At 32.8% G+C, this 16373-nt stretch carries 19 protein-coding genes and 1 pseudogene; 5 read left to right on the top strand and 15 right to left on the bottom strand.

Annotation, left to right across the window (positions count from 1 at the left end; translation table 11 throughout):
- Window positions 1-8: 8 nt before the first annotated feature.
- The 5 genes from GM661_RS05920 to GM661_RS05900 all read right to left on the bottom strand — a co-directional run bounded on the left by GM661_RS05920 (window position 9) and on the right by GM661_RS05900 (window position 5927).
- On the bottom strand, window positions 9-821 hold the full coding sequence (locus tag GM661_RS05920) for a PD-(D/E)XK nuclease family protein (protein WP_230869184.1): 813 nt from the start codon (window positions 819-821) through the stop codon (window positions 9-11).
- Window positions 808-3036, bottom strand: a complete 2229-nt coding sequence (locus tag GM661_RS05915; RefSeq protein WP_230869183.1) for an ATP-dependent helicase — start codon at window positions 3034-3036, stop codon at window positions 808-810. Before GM661_RS05915 ends, GM661_RS05920 begins: the two co-directional genes overlap by 14 nt.
- Window positions 3029-5026: a UvrD-helicase domain-containing protein gene (locus GM661_RS05910; RefSeq protein ID WP_230869182.1), complete on the bottom strand. Its 1998-nt coding sequence runs from the start codon at window positions 5024-5026 to the stop codon at window positions 3029-3031. The genes GM661_RS05915 and GM661_RS05910 overlap by 8 nt, the downstream gene beginning before the upstream one ends.
- 316 nt (window positions 5027-5342) lie before the next feature.
- Window positions 5343-5654, bottom strand: coding sequence for a type II toxin-antitoxin system RelE/ParE family toxin (locus GM661_RS05905; protein WP_230869181.1), 312 nt, complete (start codon window positions 5652-5654; stop codon window positions 5343-5345).
- A 3-nt stretch (window positions 5655-5657) separates the two neighbouring features.
- Complete coding sequence (locus tag GM661_RS05900) at window positions 5658-5927, bottom strand: type II toxin-antitoxin system Phd/YefM family antitoxin (protein WP_230869180.1); 270 nt, start codon at window positions 5925-5927, stop codon at window positions 5658-5660.
- Between the two features lie 358 nt (window positions 5928-6285).
- On the opposite strand from GM661_RS05900, the gene GM661_RS05895 reads away from it, so the two are divergent.
- On the top strand, window positions 6286-6498 hold the full coding sequence (locus GM661_RS05895; protein WP_230869179.1) for a DUF1657 domain-containing protein: 213 nt from the start codon (window positions 6286-6288) through the stop codon (window positions 6496-6498).
- A gap of 200 nt (window positions 6499-6698) precedes the next feature.
- On the opposite strand, the gene GM661_RS05890 is transcribed toward GM661_RS05895, so the two are convergent.
- The 4 genes and pseudogenes from GM661_RS05890 to GM661_RS05880 form a co-directional block, all read right to left on the bottom strand.
- Window positions 6699-7169 carry a hypothetical protein gene (locus tag GM661_RS05890; protein ID WP_230869178.1) on the bottom strand — a complete coding sequence of 157 codons (471 nt, stop codon included), beginning with the start codon at window positions 7167-7169 and terminating at the stop codon, window positions 6699-6701.
- Between the two features lie 122 nt (window positions 7170-7291).
- Entirely contained in the window at window positions 7292-7852 is a 561-nt protein-coding gene (locus GM661_RS05885; protein WP_230869177.1) for a manganese efflux pump MntP, read from the bottom strand.
- A 287-nt stretch (window positions 7853-8139) separates the two neighbouring features.
- Window positions 8140-8298, bottom strand: a pseudogene (locus tag GM661_RS19100) (aldo/keto reductase); the annotation flags it as partial.
- A gap of 136 nt (window positions 8299-8434) precedes the next feature.
- Complete coding sequence (locus tag GM661_RS05880) at window positions 8435-9211, bottom strand: MBL fold metallo-hydrolase (protein ID WP_230869176.1); 777 nt, start codon at window positions 9209-9211, stop codon at window positions 8435-8437.
- Window positions 9212-9751: 540 nt separating this feature from the next.
- Here GM661_RS05880 and GM661_RS05875 point away from each other — a divergent pair.
- The 4 genes from GM661_RS05875 (at window position 9752) to GM661_RS05865 (ending at window position 11670) form a co-directional block, all read left to right on the top strand.
- Window positions 9752-10186 (top strand): helix-turn-helix domain-containing protein, encoded by a 435-nt coding sequence (locus GM661_RS05875; RefSeq protein ID WP_230869175.1) that lies wholly within the window; start codon window positions 9752-9754, stop codon window positions 10184-10186.
- Complete coding sequence (locus GM661_RS19095) at window positions 10180-10263, top strand: hypothetical protein (RefSeq protein WP_353622118.1); 84 nt, start codon at window positions 10180-10182, stop codon at window positions 10261-10263. The genes GM661_RS05875 and GM661_RS19095 overlap by 7 nt, the downstream gene beginning before the upstream one ends.
- Window positions 10264-10359: 96 nt before the next feature.
- Window positions 10360-10977, top strand: a complete 618-nt coding sequence (locus tag GM661_RS05870; RefSeq protein ID WP_230869174.1) for a hypothetical protein — start codon at window positions 10360-10362, stop codon at window positions 10975-10977.
- Between the two features lie 75 nt (window positions 10978-11052).
- Entirely contained in the window at window positions 11053-11670 is a 618-nt protein-coding gene (locus GM661_RS05865) for a hypothetical protein (protein ID WP_230869173.1), read from the top strand.
- A gap of 222 nt (window positions 11671-11892) precedes the next feature.
- Here the strand turns inward: GM661_RS05865 and GM661_RS05855 are convergent, their stop codons facing one another.
- From GM661_RS05855 to ribB, 6 genes are all read right to left on the bottom strand, one after another.
- Entirely contained in the window at window positions 11893-12897 is a 1005-nt protein-coding gene (locus tag GM661_RS05855) for a sensor histidine kinase (RefSeq protein WP_230869172.1), read from the bottom strand.
- Between the two features lies 1 nt (window position 12898).
- The gene (locus GM661_RS05850) at window positions 12899-13612 is read right to left on the bottom strand and encodes a response regulator transcription factor (protein ID WP_230869171.1); all 714 of its coding nucleotides are present in this window, start codon (window positions 13610-13612) and stop codon (window positions 12899-12901) included.
- A 150-nt stretch (window positions 13613-13762) separates the two neighbouring features.
- On the bottom strand, window positions 13763-14140 hold the full coding sequence (locus GM661_RS05845; RefSeq protein WP_230869170.1) for a DUF3795 domain-containing protein: 378 nt from the start codon (window positions 14138-14140) through the stop codon (window positions 13763-13765).
- Window positions 14141-14386: 246 nt separating this feature from the next.
- Window positions 14387-14521 (bottom strand): hypothetical protein, encoded by a 135-nt coding sequence (locus GM661_RS18900; RefSeq protein WP_269059908.1) that lies wholly within the window; start codon window positions 14519-14521, stop codon window positions 14387-14389.
- 260 nt (window positions 14522-14781) lie between these two features.
- Window positions 14782-15528 carry a class I SAM-dependent methyltransferase gene (locus tag GM661_RS05840; RefSeq protein WP_230869169.1) on the bottom strand — a complete coding sequence of 249 codons (747 nt, stop codon included), beginning with the start codon at window positions 15526-15528 and terminating at the stop codon, window positions 14782-14784.
- Window positions 15529-15636: 108 nt separating this feature from the next.
- Entirely contained in the window at window positions 15637-16287 is a 651-nt protein-coding gene (gene ribB / locus GM661_RS05835) for a 3,4-dihydroxy-2-butanone-4-phosphate synthase (protein ID WP_407929618.1), read from the bottom strand.
- Window positions 16288-16373: the final 86 nt, after the last annotated feature.

The following is a 16373-nucleotide window of genomic DNA, read 5'->3' as shown; positions in this document are numbered from 1 at the left end:
GTATTAAGCTAAAACTGTATTTCTTCAATAATCTCCCAGTCCAGCTCCAAATCCAGGTCATCTTCTTCCAGTACTATTAATTCCGGTTTTTTGCCAAAGCAGATCGGCCGGTATTCACAATGTTTACAGATCTTTTCATCATTAATTGCCTTAAAATCAGCATAGTTTAAATTCTTGATCTCAGTTATTTTCTTAGTTAAAAATTCTTCATCCTCTGCAAATTTTCGCCGGTTATAGTCAACAGTTTTTATATTCTTAGGAAAACGCGGATTCCAGTAAAGCAGACTAATGTCAGCAGGCTGTAAATTACTACCAGGAAAATACTGATTACCGGCTTTAGTAAGCACATAGAGGTAGACAATACTCTGCAGATTATTATTGAATTTATCTTCTTCACTAAATGGTCTTTTATTTGTTTTCCAGTCATAGATAATAAAACGGTTGGCAGTCTTATCCAGGTATAATAAATCAAATTTTGCTACCAACTTGATACCATCCCGGTTAATACGAAGCTCCTGTTCAGGATAAAAATCATCCCTTTGATTATAAGAACGGAATTCCCGCAGCCGTTTAAACCAGTCTTTCAAGTCAACTGTCAGCAATTCTGCTGTCAATTCTTCACCCCGGGCATAGTAACGCTGGGCCAGGCGGTGAAATAGTTTACCTGTTTCGATTACTTCCCGCTGTTCAAGATCTCCACCCCAGTCCTGAGGCCAGAATAATCCATCCCGATAGCGGCGGCGAAATTTCAAAGGGCATTTTTCATAGATAGCCAGGGCTGATTGACTGAAATATAATTGCTTTAAATTAGTGCTGAGCATAGTCTTCCCTCTCCTTATCAATGAAATTACTTAGTACTAAAAATGGTCTAGCTGGTTTGACCTGTTTACTGTCCCCATTGTCATAGATAATCTCGCGGTGAGCAGTTAAGAGCAGATTCTTTTTAGCCCTGGTGATAGCAACATATAACAAACGCAGTCGTTCCTTGATAAACTCTATATTCGCTTCCTGCTGTGGGTCAACTGTCTTTCGATCATAAATTAGATTTTCCAGACTGGCCTTAGCATTTGCCACCGGATTACTATAATCATCTTCTAAATAATAATATTCAGAACGAAATTTATCCTCAACAGATGAGGGGAAATTATCATTGGTCAGATAAGTAATATAGACTGTATCCCACTCCAGTCCTTTCGATTTATGAAAAGTAGTGATAGTTATAACACCAGCTTGGGGTTCATAGCCCTTTCGTTCATAAATCTTTCTGGCAAACTGACGAAAGGAATCTTCCAGCCGGGGTAGTTCATCGGCAATTTCGTGGAGTTTCCAATGGGGATTACTCTCCAACTCGGCCTTGATTTGCAGAGCTATATTCTGGGCTACAGCCAGTTCCTCTTCCTTTAATCTCAGCTGTTCAGCTATTAGTAAAACAAGTTCATCAGGAGGTAATTCCACACTGGCATCAATCCATAACCTGAGCTGGTTTAGAGCTTTTACCAGTTCAGCCAGCATCTCTCCCGAGACAATCCCCCGGGCATATTCCTGGAAACGCACAGAACCCCCTATTGGATAGACGATTTCTTCAACGGTATATTTTTCAAAGAGCTGGTCAAGAAAATCCAGGTCCTTTCCCTCTTCCAGATAATCTATTAATAAGACCTCTTTTAGGATCTCAATTAAGACTTTCTGCCGATTGGGTTCAGCCAGATAGTAAAGTACCCTTTTAAAATCCTCGATAGTCTTCAATTTTTCCTGCAGCGGTTCATTTAAACTCTCATATTTAACACCCTGTTCTTCCAGCTCCTCGATAATTCCCTCCATAATATAATTGGCCGGTACCAGAATAGCTACTGTCTTCTCAGGATTTTCTTGAACATGACGGGCAGCTAAACGGGTGACATTCTTCATTTCATCCCGGGAAGTGTTAAAAACTTTGCTGACAATAGTATAACCATCTGTCTGCGGATTGGGATAGGGGTCATCAGCTGCTACCGGATAGATATATTTTTCTTCCAGGGCCTCTCTACATTCCTGCTGGGGGTGGTCATTTACTGTCCATTTGACTAAATAATTGGCCAGTTTGATGATCTCCTGACTACTTCTACTGGAATAAAGGATCGACCGTTTAGCAACATCTTTTCTGGCAGTAAAATTCCGGAATATCTGGGGATCTGCGTTAGTAAAGGTACCCATGATAGCCTGGTTAGAATCACCCACCCTGACCAGATTCCCTTTTTTTCCGGCCAGTAAGGAGAGTATTTTCCCTAATAGTAGATTGGAATCCTGGGCCTCATCTTCAAAAACATAGCTATATTTCTCCTGCATCCTGGCCAGTAATTGCTGATCCTTTTCTAAGAGATGCAGGGCCTGCATAGCCAGGTCATCAAAATCCAGTAAACCCTGCTGGTGCATAATCCGGTCATAATTTATATAAATGGAAAAAGCCCAGTCCAGATAAGTATTCTGCCGATAATTTCTTCTAAGTTCACTAACTTGGTCGCGGTTTAGCCCGTGTAGTTTAAACTGGCCGATCATAGCTTTAATTAAGGCGGGGAAATGATCTTCTTTCCAGCGTTTAACTGCCATTTGATAACCCCGGCTATTAGGATCATAATCAAAATACTTCAAAAATGTTCTGCTATTATCCCTGATCCACTCTTCAATTAATTGCTTAATTAATCTACCTCTCAGGGCAGGCTCGATGATATTAAATTGATCATTGATCAATAAAAATTCCGGTTTTTCTTTTAAGATATTCAGGGCCAGTGAATGTAAAGTCCGGACTTCATACCCCCTATTTCTGGATAAACCCCGTTCTGCCAGGTAATCACCTATTTTTGCTCTGAAATTGGAGACCGCTGAATTCATATAGGTTACAATTAATATCTTACCCTTCCCCGTCCATCCTTCTTCGATCAGATTAGCAGCCAGATAGGCTAAAACTGTAGTCTTACCGGCACCAGGTACAGCCGGTACAGCCATATAACCCTGACGAAAGTCAGCAACTTCAATCTGTCCCGACCGTAGTTTAATCATTTGACTTCACTCCCTGATCTCCTGCCTGTAGCCATTCATATAGCTGTCCTTCCTGTTCCCAGCCCCTGCTGTTGAGATAACTATCAGCCAGATAAAGACCATCTGTGGCCTTACTCAGGATACTCTGCAGATTGGCTATTAACTGTTCTTTGCGCAGTTGTTGGTCTGTTTGATCATCCCAGTTATTCTTTTTCTTCCACTGGGGTGAGAGGATATAGGGATTAAATAGTTCTTTAGCAATACTTCTAAACCAGTTCTCACTGGAAATATCCAGCCAGAAAAGATATTTTACCTGGTCTATATCAGGGGAGAAAAGAAATTTATAGGGGGTTGAAAGGACTATCTTCTGCTCCTCTTCAGGGTAGTTATATAAAACCTCAGCTGCCAGGGTACCATTATAGATCATATCGATAAAGTGTCTGCCCAGCTCCTCTTCAGGAATATCCTTGAAATTTTTAACTACCTTCTTAAATTTAGTAACCGAATCGATCATCTGCCGACAGGCCAGGATATCTTCCTGGGATGGTGTCAGGGGTGATAGTAGTTCAGCAAAGACCAGTTGAAAAAAGTGTTCCAGTTCCAGATCCTGTGTTTGTTTTTCTCTGAGCCATTCCTGTAAGTAATCATATTTAGCTGAATTATCAAATCCTATCTTTGATCTGAACTTGAGCTGGTCCAGATCAGGTAACTGCAGATTATTTTTAAATATTTCATCGGTTAAGGTAGCACTTCTAATCGGATCTAATTTTAGGACCAGACTCAAGGTCTGCTGCAGTGAAGAATAGGTCAGCTGGGCACTCCATGCGGGATTAGCCAGTAAAGTTAAAGTCATTAAGGCCTGGGAAAAGGGGATATCTACCAGACGTTTTGATCTGGTTAGGTTAATAACAGAATACCCCTCTGCTCTTAGATAGCGTTCCAGGGTGAATTCCATAACCTTATCAATCAATGGAGCAATGATAGCTATCTGGTCAGGGTCTACCCCCTGCTCCAGTAGTATTAATATTTCCTTAACCGTGTCCAACAACATATCTCCCCTTAATTCACTGTTAATCTCTTTTTTAATGAAACCATTACCTGATAGTTCTTTATTTTCAAAGACGGTCTGATAGATAGAGCTGGCCAGTTGACGGGCCACCTTAGAAGAAGTATATGATTCCTCTAATTCTTTTATTTCACATAAGGGGAAGAAGACTTCTTGGGCCAGTTCTGCATTACCACCGAAGAATTTATTAATCCCTTCTTCGGGATTATATGTTAAATAGCTTTCTTGACAATTTTTTAATAAAAACAAAATCAACTTCTGGGCTGAAGGTACAGTTTTTTCCAGGTTATCGACCAGGAGATATTGGAATCTATCTCTTAACTGTTGCAGGTATTCCTTATTGGTCAACAGTTCTTGATTATATAGATCTACCATTAAGGAATAATCGAGAATCCGGTTATCGATACAGAACTTACGGAAGGTCTTCATAATGGCAATAGCTTCATTGAGTACTACGATTTTTTCCTGATCATCTGCAGCCCAGATTAATAGTCTCTTCTCTAATTCTTCCAGAGAAAGGTTGTTCATAGCAGCCTGGTTGAGGTTATCTATTAACTGCACTGCTATCTGAGCCGAAGTCGCACTGATATAATCAAAAATATCCTTATACTGTCTATTCTTCTCTACATATTTACTCATTAAATAATGTGAAGTCTCTACATTCATAAAGGTAGGATCTATGGTGGTATAACCACCAGGCAGTTTTATCTCAATCCAGGGCCAGTAAGCAGAGATCTCACTTTGTACAAAACTAAAATAGGTATAGACATTTAACATACCCATGGTCTCCAGATCAACTTTTTTGCGCCAGTCCATCTTACTGGCAGCATTCTTGACCAGGACTAGACATCCGTCAGTTCCCTGTGTACTACCTATTTCTTTGTATTTATTTAATAATTGTGTTGTTTTTCCAGAGCCGGTTGGGCCAGAGTAAATTGTTTTCATATTTATACACCCACTAAAAATATTCATTTATATTAAGTTTTTTCTTTTATTTCAAATTACAATCCAAATATATGTTTATATATAAAATGAAAAATTCCTGCTTTTTATGACAGGAATCGGAATTAATATTCTATATTTCATGCAATAAATTTTGTTTGAGAATTTAGTTATATGTCTTTCTAAATGCTAAAATTATTTTCTAAAATTAAAAAATAGCAAAAGTAATTGGTGTTTCTTATTTACGAGGGAAAGTTCAAGCCTTATTAGGGGGGCATAAAAAAACTATCCCATAAAATTAAACAATGAAATAGGATTTTTAAATAAGATTCATATATTCCTGCCTTGCATCAACAATTGCATGTATAACTACTATTTTCTCAGGCTCTAATACCTTATAAAAAATCAAATGTCTTTCAATAATCAACACACGATATCCCTGTCGTTTCAAAATACTATACCTGGGATAACTTCCTCGATATGGATAATCTTCTAGTTTCATTACAGCTTCTTCTATCTTGCTTAAATAATCCAATGCAATATCTACACTACCAGAATCATCTGCAATATAATTAATAATATCGTATAGTTGATCATTTGCTTTATCTGTCCGTATAATTTCATATTTCATAGCTTACTTCCTTAAGGAAAGAGACTGGCGAATTCCATCAAAAGTATCTTTTATAGGTGCTACACGCCCCTGCGATAAATCTTCCTCAGATTCAGCCAGCATTCTTAGTAATTTAAGTTCCGACTTTATTTGTTCATACTCTGCTAAGCCAAGAATTACTGTATCCCCTCTACCATTTACTGTTATATATACAGGTTCTCTTGTTTCATGACAAATTTTTGATATCTCACTATATCTATTCCTTAAATCAGCAGATGGTCTAATCCTATCCATAGAAAAACCTCCTCATATATTTAATAATCAAATTATATCATTATTTGACTATCATATCAATCTTGATATTGCTTTTTAAAGAAAAATCATTATTATTTTACAATATCTATAACTTTATCAATAGCTTAATATTATTCTACCATTATTGATGAGAATAGCAAGGTAATGTGGCTTAAAGTTTACCCTTCAGGAGAACTACCCAATATTAATGAAGTTCTCCAAAATGGGTATATATAGCAACATCTATCTGGACTTCATTATTAACCTTTAAGAAATCTAAAAATAATTACCATAATTTAATTAAATCATTCGGAAAATAACTAATAATGGATGATGAATAATAAGGGGGTGAAATAATATGAGTGTAGGCAAACAACTCCATCAAACATTAGCATCATTACGTGGTGCCAAAGCTGACATGGAAACTTATGCTCTTTCTACCGAAGATAAAAATGCTCAAAAAATGTATACTGATTATGACCAGCAGTTGGAAAATTTAATAAATAGTTTTGAGGGCAGAGTAAATTATGTAGAAGACCTCTGGATAACAATATTAAATCCCCTGGAATAATTCCTGGGGATTTAATATTAAAATAATATAATTTTGAGATAAATTTTTGATTAACAATTGACTGACAATACTCAGGATTTGATAGTTAAATCTACATCCCAGCTCCAAACTCTGAACTTTATTTTCTATAGGCTGAAAAATAAATTATTGATACTTAATTAGGACAAGTTGTTCCAACTATAGGGTGTACATGACTGTCTTTATTTTAATCTAATACCACCAGATCTAAAATAAACATGAGCAGCCAGGCTGTACCATAAAATGGATATAAACGGGGCTATATATAGATATATTGCTGCATATTCAAATAGACCTAGTTGATTTAACATTAATCCAGTCCCATAATTAAGTGCCGAAAAACAGATTATATATGTAATTAAAAATACTTTTCTGACAGGTAATAAATAAAAGAAAATCATAAAAACAAACATACCAGTTAGAGGTGTCCAGAATGGGAATAAACCTAATATATTAAATGATCCCATATACCTATATCTTACCAATCCTATATATCTTAGAAAAGTAACTACTATTACCTCACCAACACCTCCAAAAATCATGCCATATAGAAAGTAATGTTTATATTCCTTTTTTGGTATTAAAATTAAAGCTAAACCAGCAACTACCAAGGACATTAAAATGTAAATATAATTAGTATTAAAGAATAACACCCCCCCCCCTATATTTGCTTAATAAAATAATCCATCTTGTATATTATTTTTACAACTAGACATTTTTATTATCATCTTCCATCAACATTATTATTCTAAAATAAAATAATGAGATCCTGGTTTTAAAAAACCCACATAATCATTCTTATACCAAAAAACACTAAAATTACCCCTCCTATATAAGCTGAATACTTCTCAACCAGGCTAAAATTTCTAATGTATTTAACTGTTTTTAACGAAATAAAGGTTAATACCAATGTTACAGCACCTACAATTAGTGAATTGATAAACAGTATATAAATAGGATATTTATATAAAATTGAAAAGCCAACACCCAGTGCATCAATACTAACACTAATACCTAATACTATATATTTCCAGAAGTTCAAACTATAGTAAGTACATTCCTCTTCATTCTTATAACCTTCTTTTATCAGTAAAAAACCTAAAATCAATATAACTATCCCACTAAACACCCCGGAAATTTCAAATAAATTACTATTAATAAAATTACCAAATATTCCTCCCAGGAAAACAAAAAGGCACTGAAAAAGTCCAAAGGAAAACACAATTGAAGCCCCTTCCTGTAAATTTAGCTTTTTTCCGCAACCTACCCCCATTGCTACCCCAAAGGCATCAAGTGATAAAGCCAATCCAAAAAGAAAAATCTTATCTACTAACATATAAATACCCCCAATTTATAACTAATATTTTTTAACATAAAAAAAGACCTGCTGATACTAGTAAAAGTACCAAAGGTCTCGTTAAACAGAAGAATATACACTGCCAGTAAAACCAGGCTTTAGAGCCACTATGTTGATTTCACCTAACAAACTACTCCCCAATGCTATTATTGGAATCTCTTATTTGATTATTTATTACAAAAGATATTATATATTAATATTAAGGGGTTGTCAACAATGTTCTGTCTTTTCTTGATAAAGAAAAAAATGTAATCTCTAGTTGTTTAAACCAGCTTATTGTGCTTCTTTGCCACCTCATAGCATTTTCCAGATTGAATGCTCTCATTATCCCAATCCAGATAGTTTAACTGTAACTGAACAAAATTCACTTCCAGATGTGCTGAAAGGATTTCATCTAACAAATCGGCTGTATCATGAAAAGAAAAATCGTATACATGAGATAACGTAGACCATTCTTAAGTCATTTATTCTGTTTATTATAAAGACAGGTATATTAACAATTCTTTTGATTTCTGCAACAAGATCGACTGTCTAATTTGTTATTTGAAGTATACAGAAACTTTATAGCTTAATTTTAAAAGAACTATATTCATGCAATCCACTACCATGTTTCAGCAAGTCTTTTTCTTTTAATTCTTCGAAAGCTTGTCTTATTTCTATTATGAGTTTTTTATTAACAACAATATCATTATGACCAGGTAATATCTTATCTACATAATCTAATTTGCTGATCTTTATTATAGATTTATAATAATCATTTGGGTTAGTACTTGGGTAAAAAGCATATAATGTCCCTTTATAAAGCAAATCTCCAGTATATAAATAACCACGTTCTTTTTCATATAAACATATATGACCAGGCGAGTGTCCTGGTGTATGTAATACTAATAATTCCCTATTCCCTAAATTTATTTTTTCGCCATCATTTAGTATATGCCTAGGTTCTCCTTTAAATATATCATAATCATTTATATTAAAGTTTTCAGGCAATAATTCTTTTCTAACTCCTTTTACTAAATTTATTTTGATATTATCAATCGGAACTGGAATACCATTCCTCATCCATTCAACATCATTTTCATGAACACTAATATTATCAAATAAACTATGACCTCCAATATGATCCCAATGCACATGAGTAGTAATAACTTTTACAGGTAAATCAGTTAGACTATCTGTAATTTGTTTTATATTACCTATACCCAAACCTGTATCAATTAAACATGCGATTTTATTTCCTAAGATTAGATATGAATGTACTTTTTCCCAATGATTATATTCACTTATTGCAAATGTTTTATTATCAACTTCTTCAACAGTAAACCAGGTTGCTTTCAAAATATCCCCCCCAAAATATTTCTTTTAGTTTCTATTTCTAATCTTCTTTAATTCCATTTCCTCTAAATCACTAGAAATCCACCATTTATAATTTTCTAACATCTTGCCATTTCATAATTTATTACCTCATGTTTATTATAACATGTTTTAAGATTTTAAAAAAATATTGCCGCTTATAAAGCTGATTTTATTGATAATGCGTTAATCTTCCTTTGTGTGAAAATGCTACATCTTGTAATTAGAGGAAAAACCTCAATATAATTTCCCACAATTTTATTTAATTTTTCTCTCTTAATATTTTAGAAAATATCATAATATGATAAAATATCCAAAAATAATAAAATATAACACACTAGTATAAAACTACTCATTAATCTTTATTTGATATTCATATTCGTACCCCTAGTTTTAAACCTACACTTCCTGGTATATTTTTATAATTTATCAAATTAATGGGTTTACAAATTATGTGCTTTATACGTTATTAATTAATAAAAAGATTATATTTTTTCATAATATGTTAGGAGGTGAAAATCTAAATTGTTGGATTTAATTAAAAAAGCAAATAAAGGTGATGAAGATTCATTGGTTAAACTACTGAATATATTTGACCCATTAATAAAAAAATGTAGTTTTCAATTACCCTATGAAGAAGCAAAAACTGATTTAATTATATTTTTTATTGAATTAATTAGAGACTTTAAAGTGAAAAATTTCAATCACCATGGACAAGCTGTAAATTACATATCTAAAGCAATCCATAACAAAAAAACAGACTTGTATAGAAAATATAAAGAAACAAACAGAGAATTTATTATGAATTCATATGTTTTAACTACTAAGGCTTCTGAAAAGGATACTGAAATAATTCTTAAAATAATACTAAATTCACTTGTAATAACTGATTTACAAAGAAATATTCTAAAAAAAAATTTATTGAAGGTTATTCAGAAAAAGAGATTGGAAAAATGCTAAATGTATCTAGACAATCTGTAAACAGAGCCAAAAATAGAGCCTTAAAGAACATTAGGGAATATTTGATTAATAAATGAGTCTAATAAGGTAAATAAAACAAAATAATATTTATATAATACATACTTTATCATTAGGTCAAAAATTAAAAACTACAAGCGAAGGGAGGTGAAACAATGGACCAACGGACAATAACAATCATAAATGGTGGAACATTTAGGGGGAATATATCAATCTTTCAAAAACAACCTGATTTAGAAGCTATAGGTGCTATGTCTCTTGCCTGGCTGACAAAAGGGACTAACCCTGGCACAAAATTAGAATTTAATTGGATTGAAGATTACTGGTTTATATGGTCAGAAAAAAATGTATTAGAACCAGAAGTTGTTTTTAGTGCTTCTCAAACTATACCGGCTAATTTAAGAACAAATAATAAAATAACATTAGAAAAAAACAAATATGGATATTTCTTTACAAACCAGGTTACTGATACAATGCATACAGGCCAATTAATAATTGAAGAAGACAATTCGATACCTGGTAATGAAGCATCTATAGGAATTGGTATGTCAGGCATTGGAACATTAGTCTGGTCAAGCGAACCAAATGTAGATTTAAACATACAACCAAAACCACAATATTGGGTATGCTATGGGACATTTAACCAAGGAGAAATTTTAAATACTCAGCAACTTGTTGACCGGGCTATCCAGATTGAATTTCCTACTAATAAGTACAATGCGATTGTCACTTTAAGTTCAAATAATACCTGGGAAAATATTATTTACAATTAAAGGTCTATATCTTTTTAGACTTACTTTATTAGGGAAAAACATATCCCTAAGTATATTAAATAAGGAGGAATTAAAATGACAGAATACAAATTGACCGTAAAAAATGAAGGAACATTTAAAGGTGATCTAGCTGTTTATCAAAAACAACCTGATTTAGAAGAAATGGGTGCTATGAGTCTTGCCTGGTTCACAAAGGGATCTAATCCAAACACTGAAGTGGAATTCGGCTGGAATGTTAATTATAATTTTGTATGGTCAGAAGAAGGGGATTTAAAACCAGGAGTCATTTTTAAAGCAACACAAATTGTGAATACAGATGTTAAGGCAAATAATAAAATAGAGCTAGATAAAAATAAATATGGGTACTTATTTAAAAATCAAGTTACTGATTCGATACACTCCGGGGAATTAATTATAGAAGAAAGTGGATTAATTCCAGGTGGAGAAGCTTCTGTTGGTATAGGTATGTCAGGTTTCGGAACTTTTATATGGGAAACTGAACCAAATGTAGATTTAGTTATACAGCCAAAACCACAATATTGGGTAACCTATGGTATATTTGATCAAGGTGAAATATTAAATACACAACAGTTGGTTAATAAATCACTTAAAATAGAATATCCTATGAATAAATATAATGCAACAGTAACTTTAAAATCTGATAATACCTGGGAAAGTATTATTTATGATTAAATAGAATAACCCTACTTTTACTATAATACCCTCCCACCAAAATACTTGTTTAGTATTTTGGTGGGAATTTCTATAACTATAAATCATTTATTTAGTTGGGTATCGTAACGTGTTTTTCTTTAGCCTCATTACAGCCTAAAAAACCGTATATTTCTCCAGGCTTTACTGTTATATTTATTCTATCTACGGCTTTCTGAAGTCCATAACATTTGGAAAGGTTTATCAATTTCCTGGAAAGTATAATTGAAAAACCGTTTTTTCCCAGGGAATACTCTCCAGAGTAATCTTACCTCCATGCTCTTCCAGCAATTTTTTTGCTATTGCCAGTCCCAGTCCGCTACCACTACCTACCAGGGATTTATTCCTACTTTTATTACCCATATAAAGGCGTTCAAAAACATAGGGAATTTCCTTTTTTTCGATACCTGGCCCCTTATCCCAGATAGATAAAATAAAACCTTTTTTAGTGTGAGACAATTCAATACCTATAAAACCTCCATCTTTACCATACTCAATACTATTTTTTAAGATATTATCAATTATTCTTTCAACACTTAATCGATCAGCATAGATTATACACTCTTCTTCAGGTATATCTATTTTCATATCAAGACCTTTCTGTTTTATTCCAGGCAGAAAATCTATTAAGCATTCTCGAATAATCTCAGTCAGATCAAATAATTGAAAATCTAATTCAAAGTCATCAGCATCAAGTCGAGCCATTTGAAATATTTCATCTATCATTTCTTTTAGATTTACGGCTTTAATCAGAAGAATATTAAGATATTTTTCTCTTTCTTCCTTATCTAAAGCTAAATCATCTCTTAAAGCCTCAAGATACCCCAGAATCGATGTCAGTGGAGTCCTGATATCATGTGAAATATTTGATAGAAGTCTTTTGCGTATCCCATCAGCCTCTTTACTTTTAATAATTTCTTCCTGTAATCTCTCAGTTATTTGATTTAAAACCAGAAGTAATTCTGAATAAATATCAGTATCACCTATATGTATACGTCGGTTAAGGTTCCCGGTGGAAATATCTTTAAGATGATTTAGTATTAACTGATATAGATTTTTTCTTTTAATAATCCGATATAACAAAATAATAGTTACAAAACATAATAATATAATAATGATAAGTCCAAATAAGCTTATTTCTATTAAAAAAACCAGTGTTATATTCAAGATTAATAAAAAAATAATTAGACCTAATTCAAATTTAAACACTTTACTCACCTTCTGTAAAATAATAACCAATTCCCCAGACAGTTTTTATAAAGCTAGGATTTTGAGGATCTTCCTCTATTTTCTTTCTTAATCTTCTAATATGTACCATTACATTATTATCAGCTTCAAGATAATCATCACCCCAGACCTTGTTGAATATCTGTTTCTTTGTATACACCTTTCCTGGAGCAGCTATTAGTAATTTTAAAATCTTAAATTCAGTAGATGTTAATTTGATTTCCTCTCCATCTTTATATACCAGATATCTAGCCAGATCAATAGATAAAGGGGCAAATTCCAGGGGACCATTTGTTTGACTGTTATCTCTACTGCCCTCTCCTCCCAATACATAAAACCTCCGTAATTGAGCCTTAATCCTGGCAATAAGTTCCTCCATTGAAAAAGGCTTTGTAATATAATCATCAGCTCCAATCCTCAGACCGACAACCCTATCAACCTCACTATCCTTAGCAGTAAGCATAATAATAGGGATATTTGCCCTATCTCTGATCAATTTACAGACTTCAATACCATCAATACCTGGCAGCATGATATCCAGTATTACCAGATTATACTCTCTTTTTTTAAATAACTCCACAGCCCTCTCTCCATCAGGAACTGTATCAACCCGATAACCTTCTCTACTTAAATATTTTACAAGTAGTTCCCTTATTTCACTTTCATCATCAGCAAAAAGGATTCTTATATCTTTCATAAATTCACCAACCTAATTATGTGTTTTAATTTCCGCTTAAATAAAGATAAAGCTTAAACAGTAAAACAAAATATCATTAAATCTATTTACTTCTACTTATTTAGTCGTTAATCAGTAAAATCTTTCAGTCTTAATAACATTTATTTAACTCTATTTACCATTTAAAATCATATCAATAATATCATCTTTTGTGTCAGGCAGATCATAATCACCTGTTAATTTACCTGGATAATGATATACAATACCTCTTTTCTCGTTTTTATCAAGACAGTCTAAAAGATATTCTACACTATAATATTTAATAAATTTTGCAAAAGCCCTTATCCTTATCTTATCTAACATACTACCTCTGCAGGGAAATTCATTGCATTCCCAACATCCTTCTAATCCCTTCGTTTTACAACACTGAAAGTTTTTACAGCTATCCTCATTTTCACAATCTCCGTTCCGACATCCAACACAATTTTTATTTTCACTGCAAACAGCACAAGCCAGACCACAATATGCAATCCCTTTTTTTCGATCCATATTTACACCCTCAAACACTATCCCTTTATTTACCAACACAGATAGTTCTTGATTTTTGATAATGTAACAATTGTAAATAACTATACTTTATGCAAACATACTTTCATCTTACAAATTTATAGCATTAATTCGCCTATATCATAATTCGTAAAAATATCCTTTAGCTGAATTATTATATTGTAATATTTTGCTAATTTATATAAATTGTATTACAACTTTTATATGTTTGTCAATTATAAAGTCCTATTATTCAATTTCATTAAAATTTTCATTTGCTTCTTTCCATAAGGATGGTATCCACTGTTCTCCTTCACTTGATAACCCTTGTCCTTCTTTTCCAATAACTCGAAAGGAATGTTTTTTAACTATTTTCACTTCCATTTTTAGCCTCCTCACAAATTTGATTCTTTCATACATTGTCCTTGACAGTTATACCTCTCTGTCCCCCCATAGCAGCATCTAAATAATAGGGATAGCTTTTCCCCACAGTAGCAATAATCCATCCATCCCGTTTTTTAGCTGCTTCCTATCTCTCTCTTTTCTCATCTTATACCGAACTTTCCTTAATCCTAATTTCTACAAATAAAGTTTAATATTTGTATGAACGTATTTAATACTCATTTTTTCCTCCTAAGTTTTTTTTAATTAATACATTTAGTACTTTTAACTTTAATTATTATAAAAGGCGGCCTTCTTCGTTCTTCTTTTAGTTGGGCATTATTTTTTTCTGCTGTTTCAAGGGCAATTGGTTCCAAAACTTTTAATATATTGAATCCGTGTTTAATTAATGTATTTAATATTGTAGCTATTGTTCTATGATATTTTATAACGCCATCAATGAACCATTCCTGTTCTCGTTTCCCTTCATAATGATAGTTATCCATAATCCAATGTGATTTCTCTCCTTGATTATTTATAAACCAACCATTCTTCTTTTTTTTAGCTGTCGCTATCGGATGTTCTTGAGAAAAAACTAAGCTCCCATTTGGTTTTAACATTTTATTAATTTTTTCGATTAAGCTATTAAAATCTTTAACATAATGAAAAGATAAAGAACTTAATACAATGTCAAAAATATTTTTGGAAAAATCTAATTCTTCCATTGGAACATTCTTATATTCAATTTTATCATCACTGTATTCTTTTTTGGCCTTTTCTATCATATTTTTTGATATATCAATTCCTATTACTTTTTTAGCACCTTTATTTATATACCATTTACAGTTCTCACCATATCCACAACCTAAATCTAGAATTGTTTTATTATCTAAATCCGGAAGTAGTGACCTAAATGCAGGGATTTCTAAAACTTCATTTAATCCTGCATTATTTTCTCTCAATTTTAGATAAGAATTATAAAATTTATTATTATCATATATATTTTGCATTAAAATCTCTCCTTATAATGAAGGCACAGCAATAATTTGCTGTGCCATTCCTGGTTTTTATAAATTACGTCTGTTCTATATTTTACAAATTAATTAAACTTAAAATGACTATACTAATTTCCCATTTAACTTACGATATTGAATAATATCTTCTATAGATACCACTGGTAAATTATTTTTTTTCGCAAAGTCTACAATCTCTGGAAGCTTAGCCATACTTCCATCAGGATTAGTCAATTCACATAAGATTCCTGCCGGTTTATGTCCTGCCAGTTTCATGAGGTCTACTGTTCCCTCAGTATGACCTTTTCTAGTAAAAACCCCTCCCTCTTTTGCGCAAAGAGGAAAAACATGACCAGGAGAACACAACTCTTCTTTTTTACAGTCGGCTTTTACTGCAGTATGAATTGTAGTTACCCTGTCAGAGGCCGAAACACCTGTTGTCACTCCAGAAGCAGCTTCAATTGATACAGTAAATGCAGTTTGATATTTGCTGGTATTATTAGTAACCATCTGCTTTAAATTCAACTGGTCTAATTTATGTTTTGTCATACATAAACAAACGATACCACTACATTCTCTTATTAACATAGCCATTTGAGATACACTAATCGTTTCTGCCGGAAAAATAAGGTCCCCTTCATTCTCTCTGTCCTCATCATCTACTAGCAAAATTCCATTATTGCTCTGCAAACTATCCAAAGCGTTTTTAATCCTTTCCTCTGAGTTTCCAAATTCTGTTGTTAATAAATCCATCATAATACCCCCTAAATTTAAATTATATTCTCAGGGATTATGATAAAAAATAGAAATACTATAAATAGATATATGTAGGCAACTATTCT

This window comes from Iocasia fonsfrigidae (assembly GCF_017751145.1).
GTDB lineage: Bacteria > Bacillota > Halanaerobiia > Halanaerobiales > DTU029 > Iocasia > Iocasia fonsfrigidae.
The sequence above is the reverse complement of the archived record's forward strand: the minus strand, read 5'-3'. Positions and strand labels throughout refer to the sequence as shown.

Bases quoted from the DNA above. Each gene is read 5' to 3' on its own strand.
- GM661_RS05845 (WP_230869170.1), bottom strand. From the start codon at position 14,140: ATGGATCGAAAAAAAGGGATTGCATATTGTGGTCTGGCTTGTGCTGTT.
- GM661_RS05900 (WP_230869180.1), bottom strand. From the start codon at position 5,927: ATGGATAGGATTAGACCATCTGCTGATTTAAGGAATAGATATAGTGAG.
- GM661_RS18900 (WP_269059908.1), bottom strand. From the start codon at position 14,521: ATGGAAGTGAAAATAGTTAAAAAACATTCCTTTCGAGTTATTGGAAAA.
- GM661_RS05885 (WP_230869177.1), bottom strand. From the start codon at position 7,852: ATGTTAGTAGATAAGATTTTTCTTTTTGGATTGGCTTTATCACTTGAT.
- ribB (WP_407929618.1), bottom strand. From the start codon at position 16,287: ATGATGGATTTATTAACAACAGAATTTGGAAACTCAGAGGAAAGGATT.
- GM661_RS05865 (WP_230869173.1), top strand. From the start codon at position 11,053: ATGACAGAATACAAATTGACCGTAAAAAATGAAGGAACATTTAAAGGT.
- GM661_RS05905 (WP_230869181.1), bottom strand. From the start codon at position 5,654: ATGAAATATGAAATTATACGGACAGATAAAGCAAATGATCAACTATAC.
- GM661_RS05915 (WP_230869183.1), bottom strand. From the start codon at position 3,036: ATGATTAAACTACGGTCGGGACAGATTGAAGTTGCTGACTTTCGTCAG.
- GM661_RS05870 (WP_230869174.1), top strand. From the start codon at position 10,360: ATGGACCAACGGACAATAACAATCATAAATGGTGGAACATTTAGGGGG.
- GM661_RS05910 (WP_230869182.1), bottom strand. From the start codon at position 5,026: ATGAAAACAATTTACTCTGGCCCAACCGGCTCTGGAAAAACAACACAA.
- GM661_RS05895 (WP_230869179.1), top strand. From the start codon at position 6,286: ATGAGTGTAGGCAAACAACTCCATCAAACATTAGCATCATTACGTGGT.
- GM661_RS05850 (WP_230869171.1), bottom strand. From the start codon at position 13,612: ATGAAAGATATAAGAATCCTTTTTGCTGATGATGAAAGTGAAATAAGG.
- GM661_RS05920 (WP_230869184.1), bottom strand. From the start codon at position 821: ATGCTCAGCACTAATTTAAAGCAATTATATTTCAGTCAATCAGCCCTG.
- GM661_RS05840 (WP_230869169.1), bottom strand. From the start codon at position 15,528: ATGCAAAATATATATGATAATAATAAATTTTATAATTCTTATCTAAAA.
- GM661_RS19095 (WP_353622118.1), top strand. From the start codon at position 10,180: ATGCTAAATGTATCTAGACAATCTGTAAACAGAGCCAAAAATAGAGCC.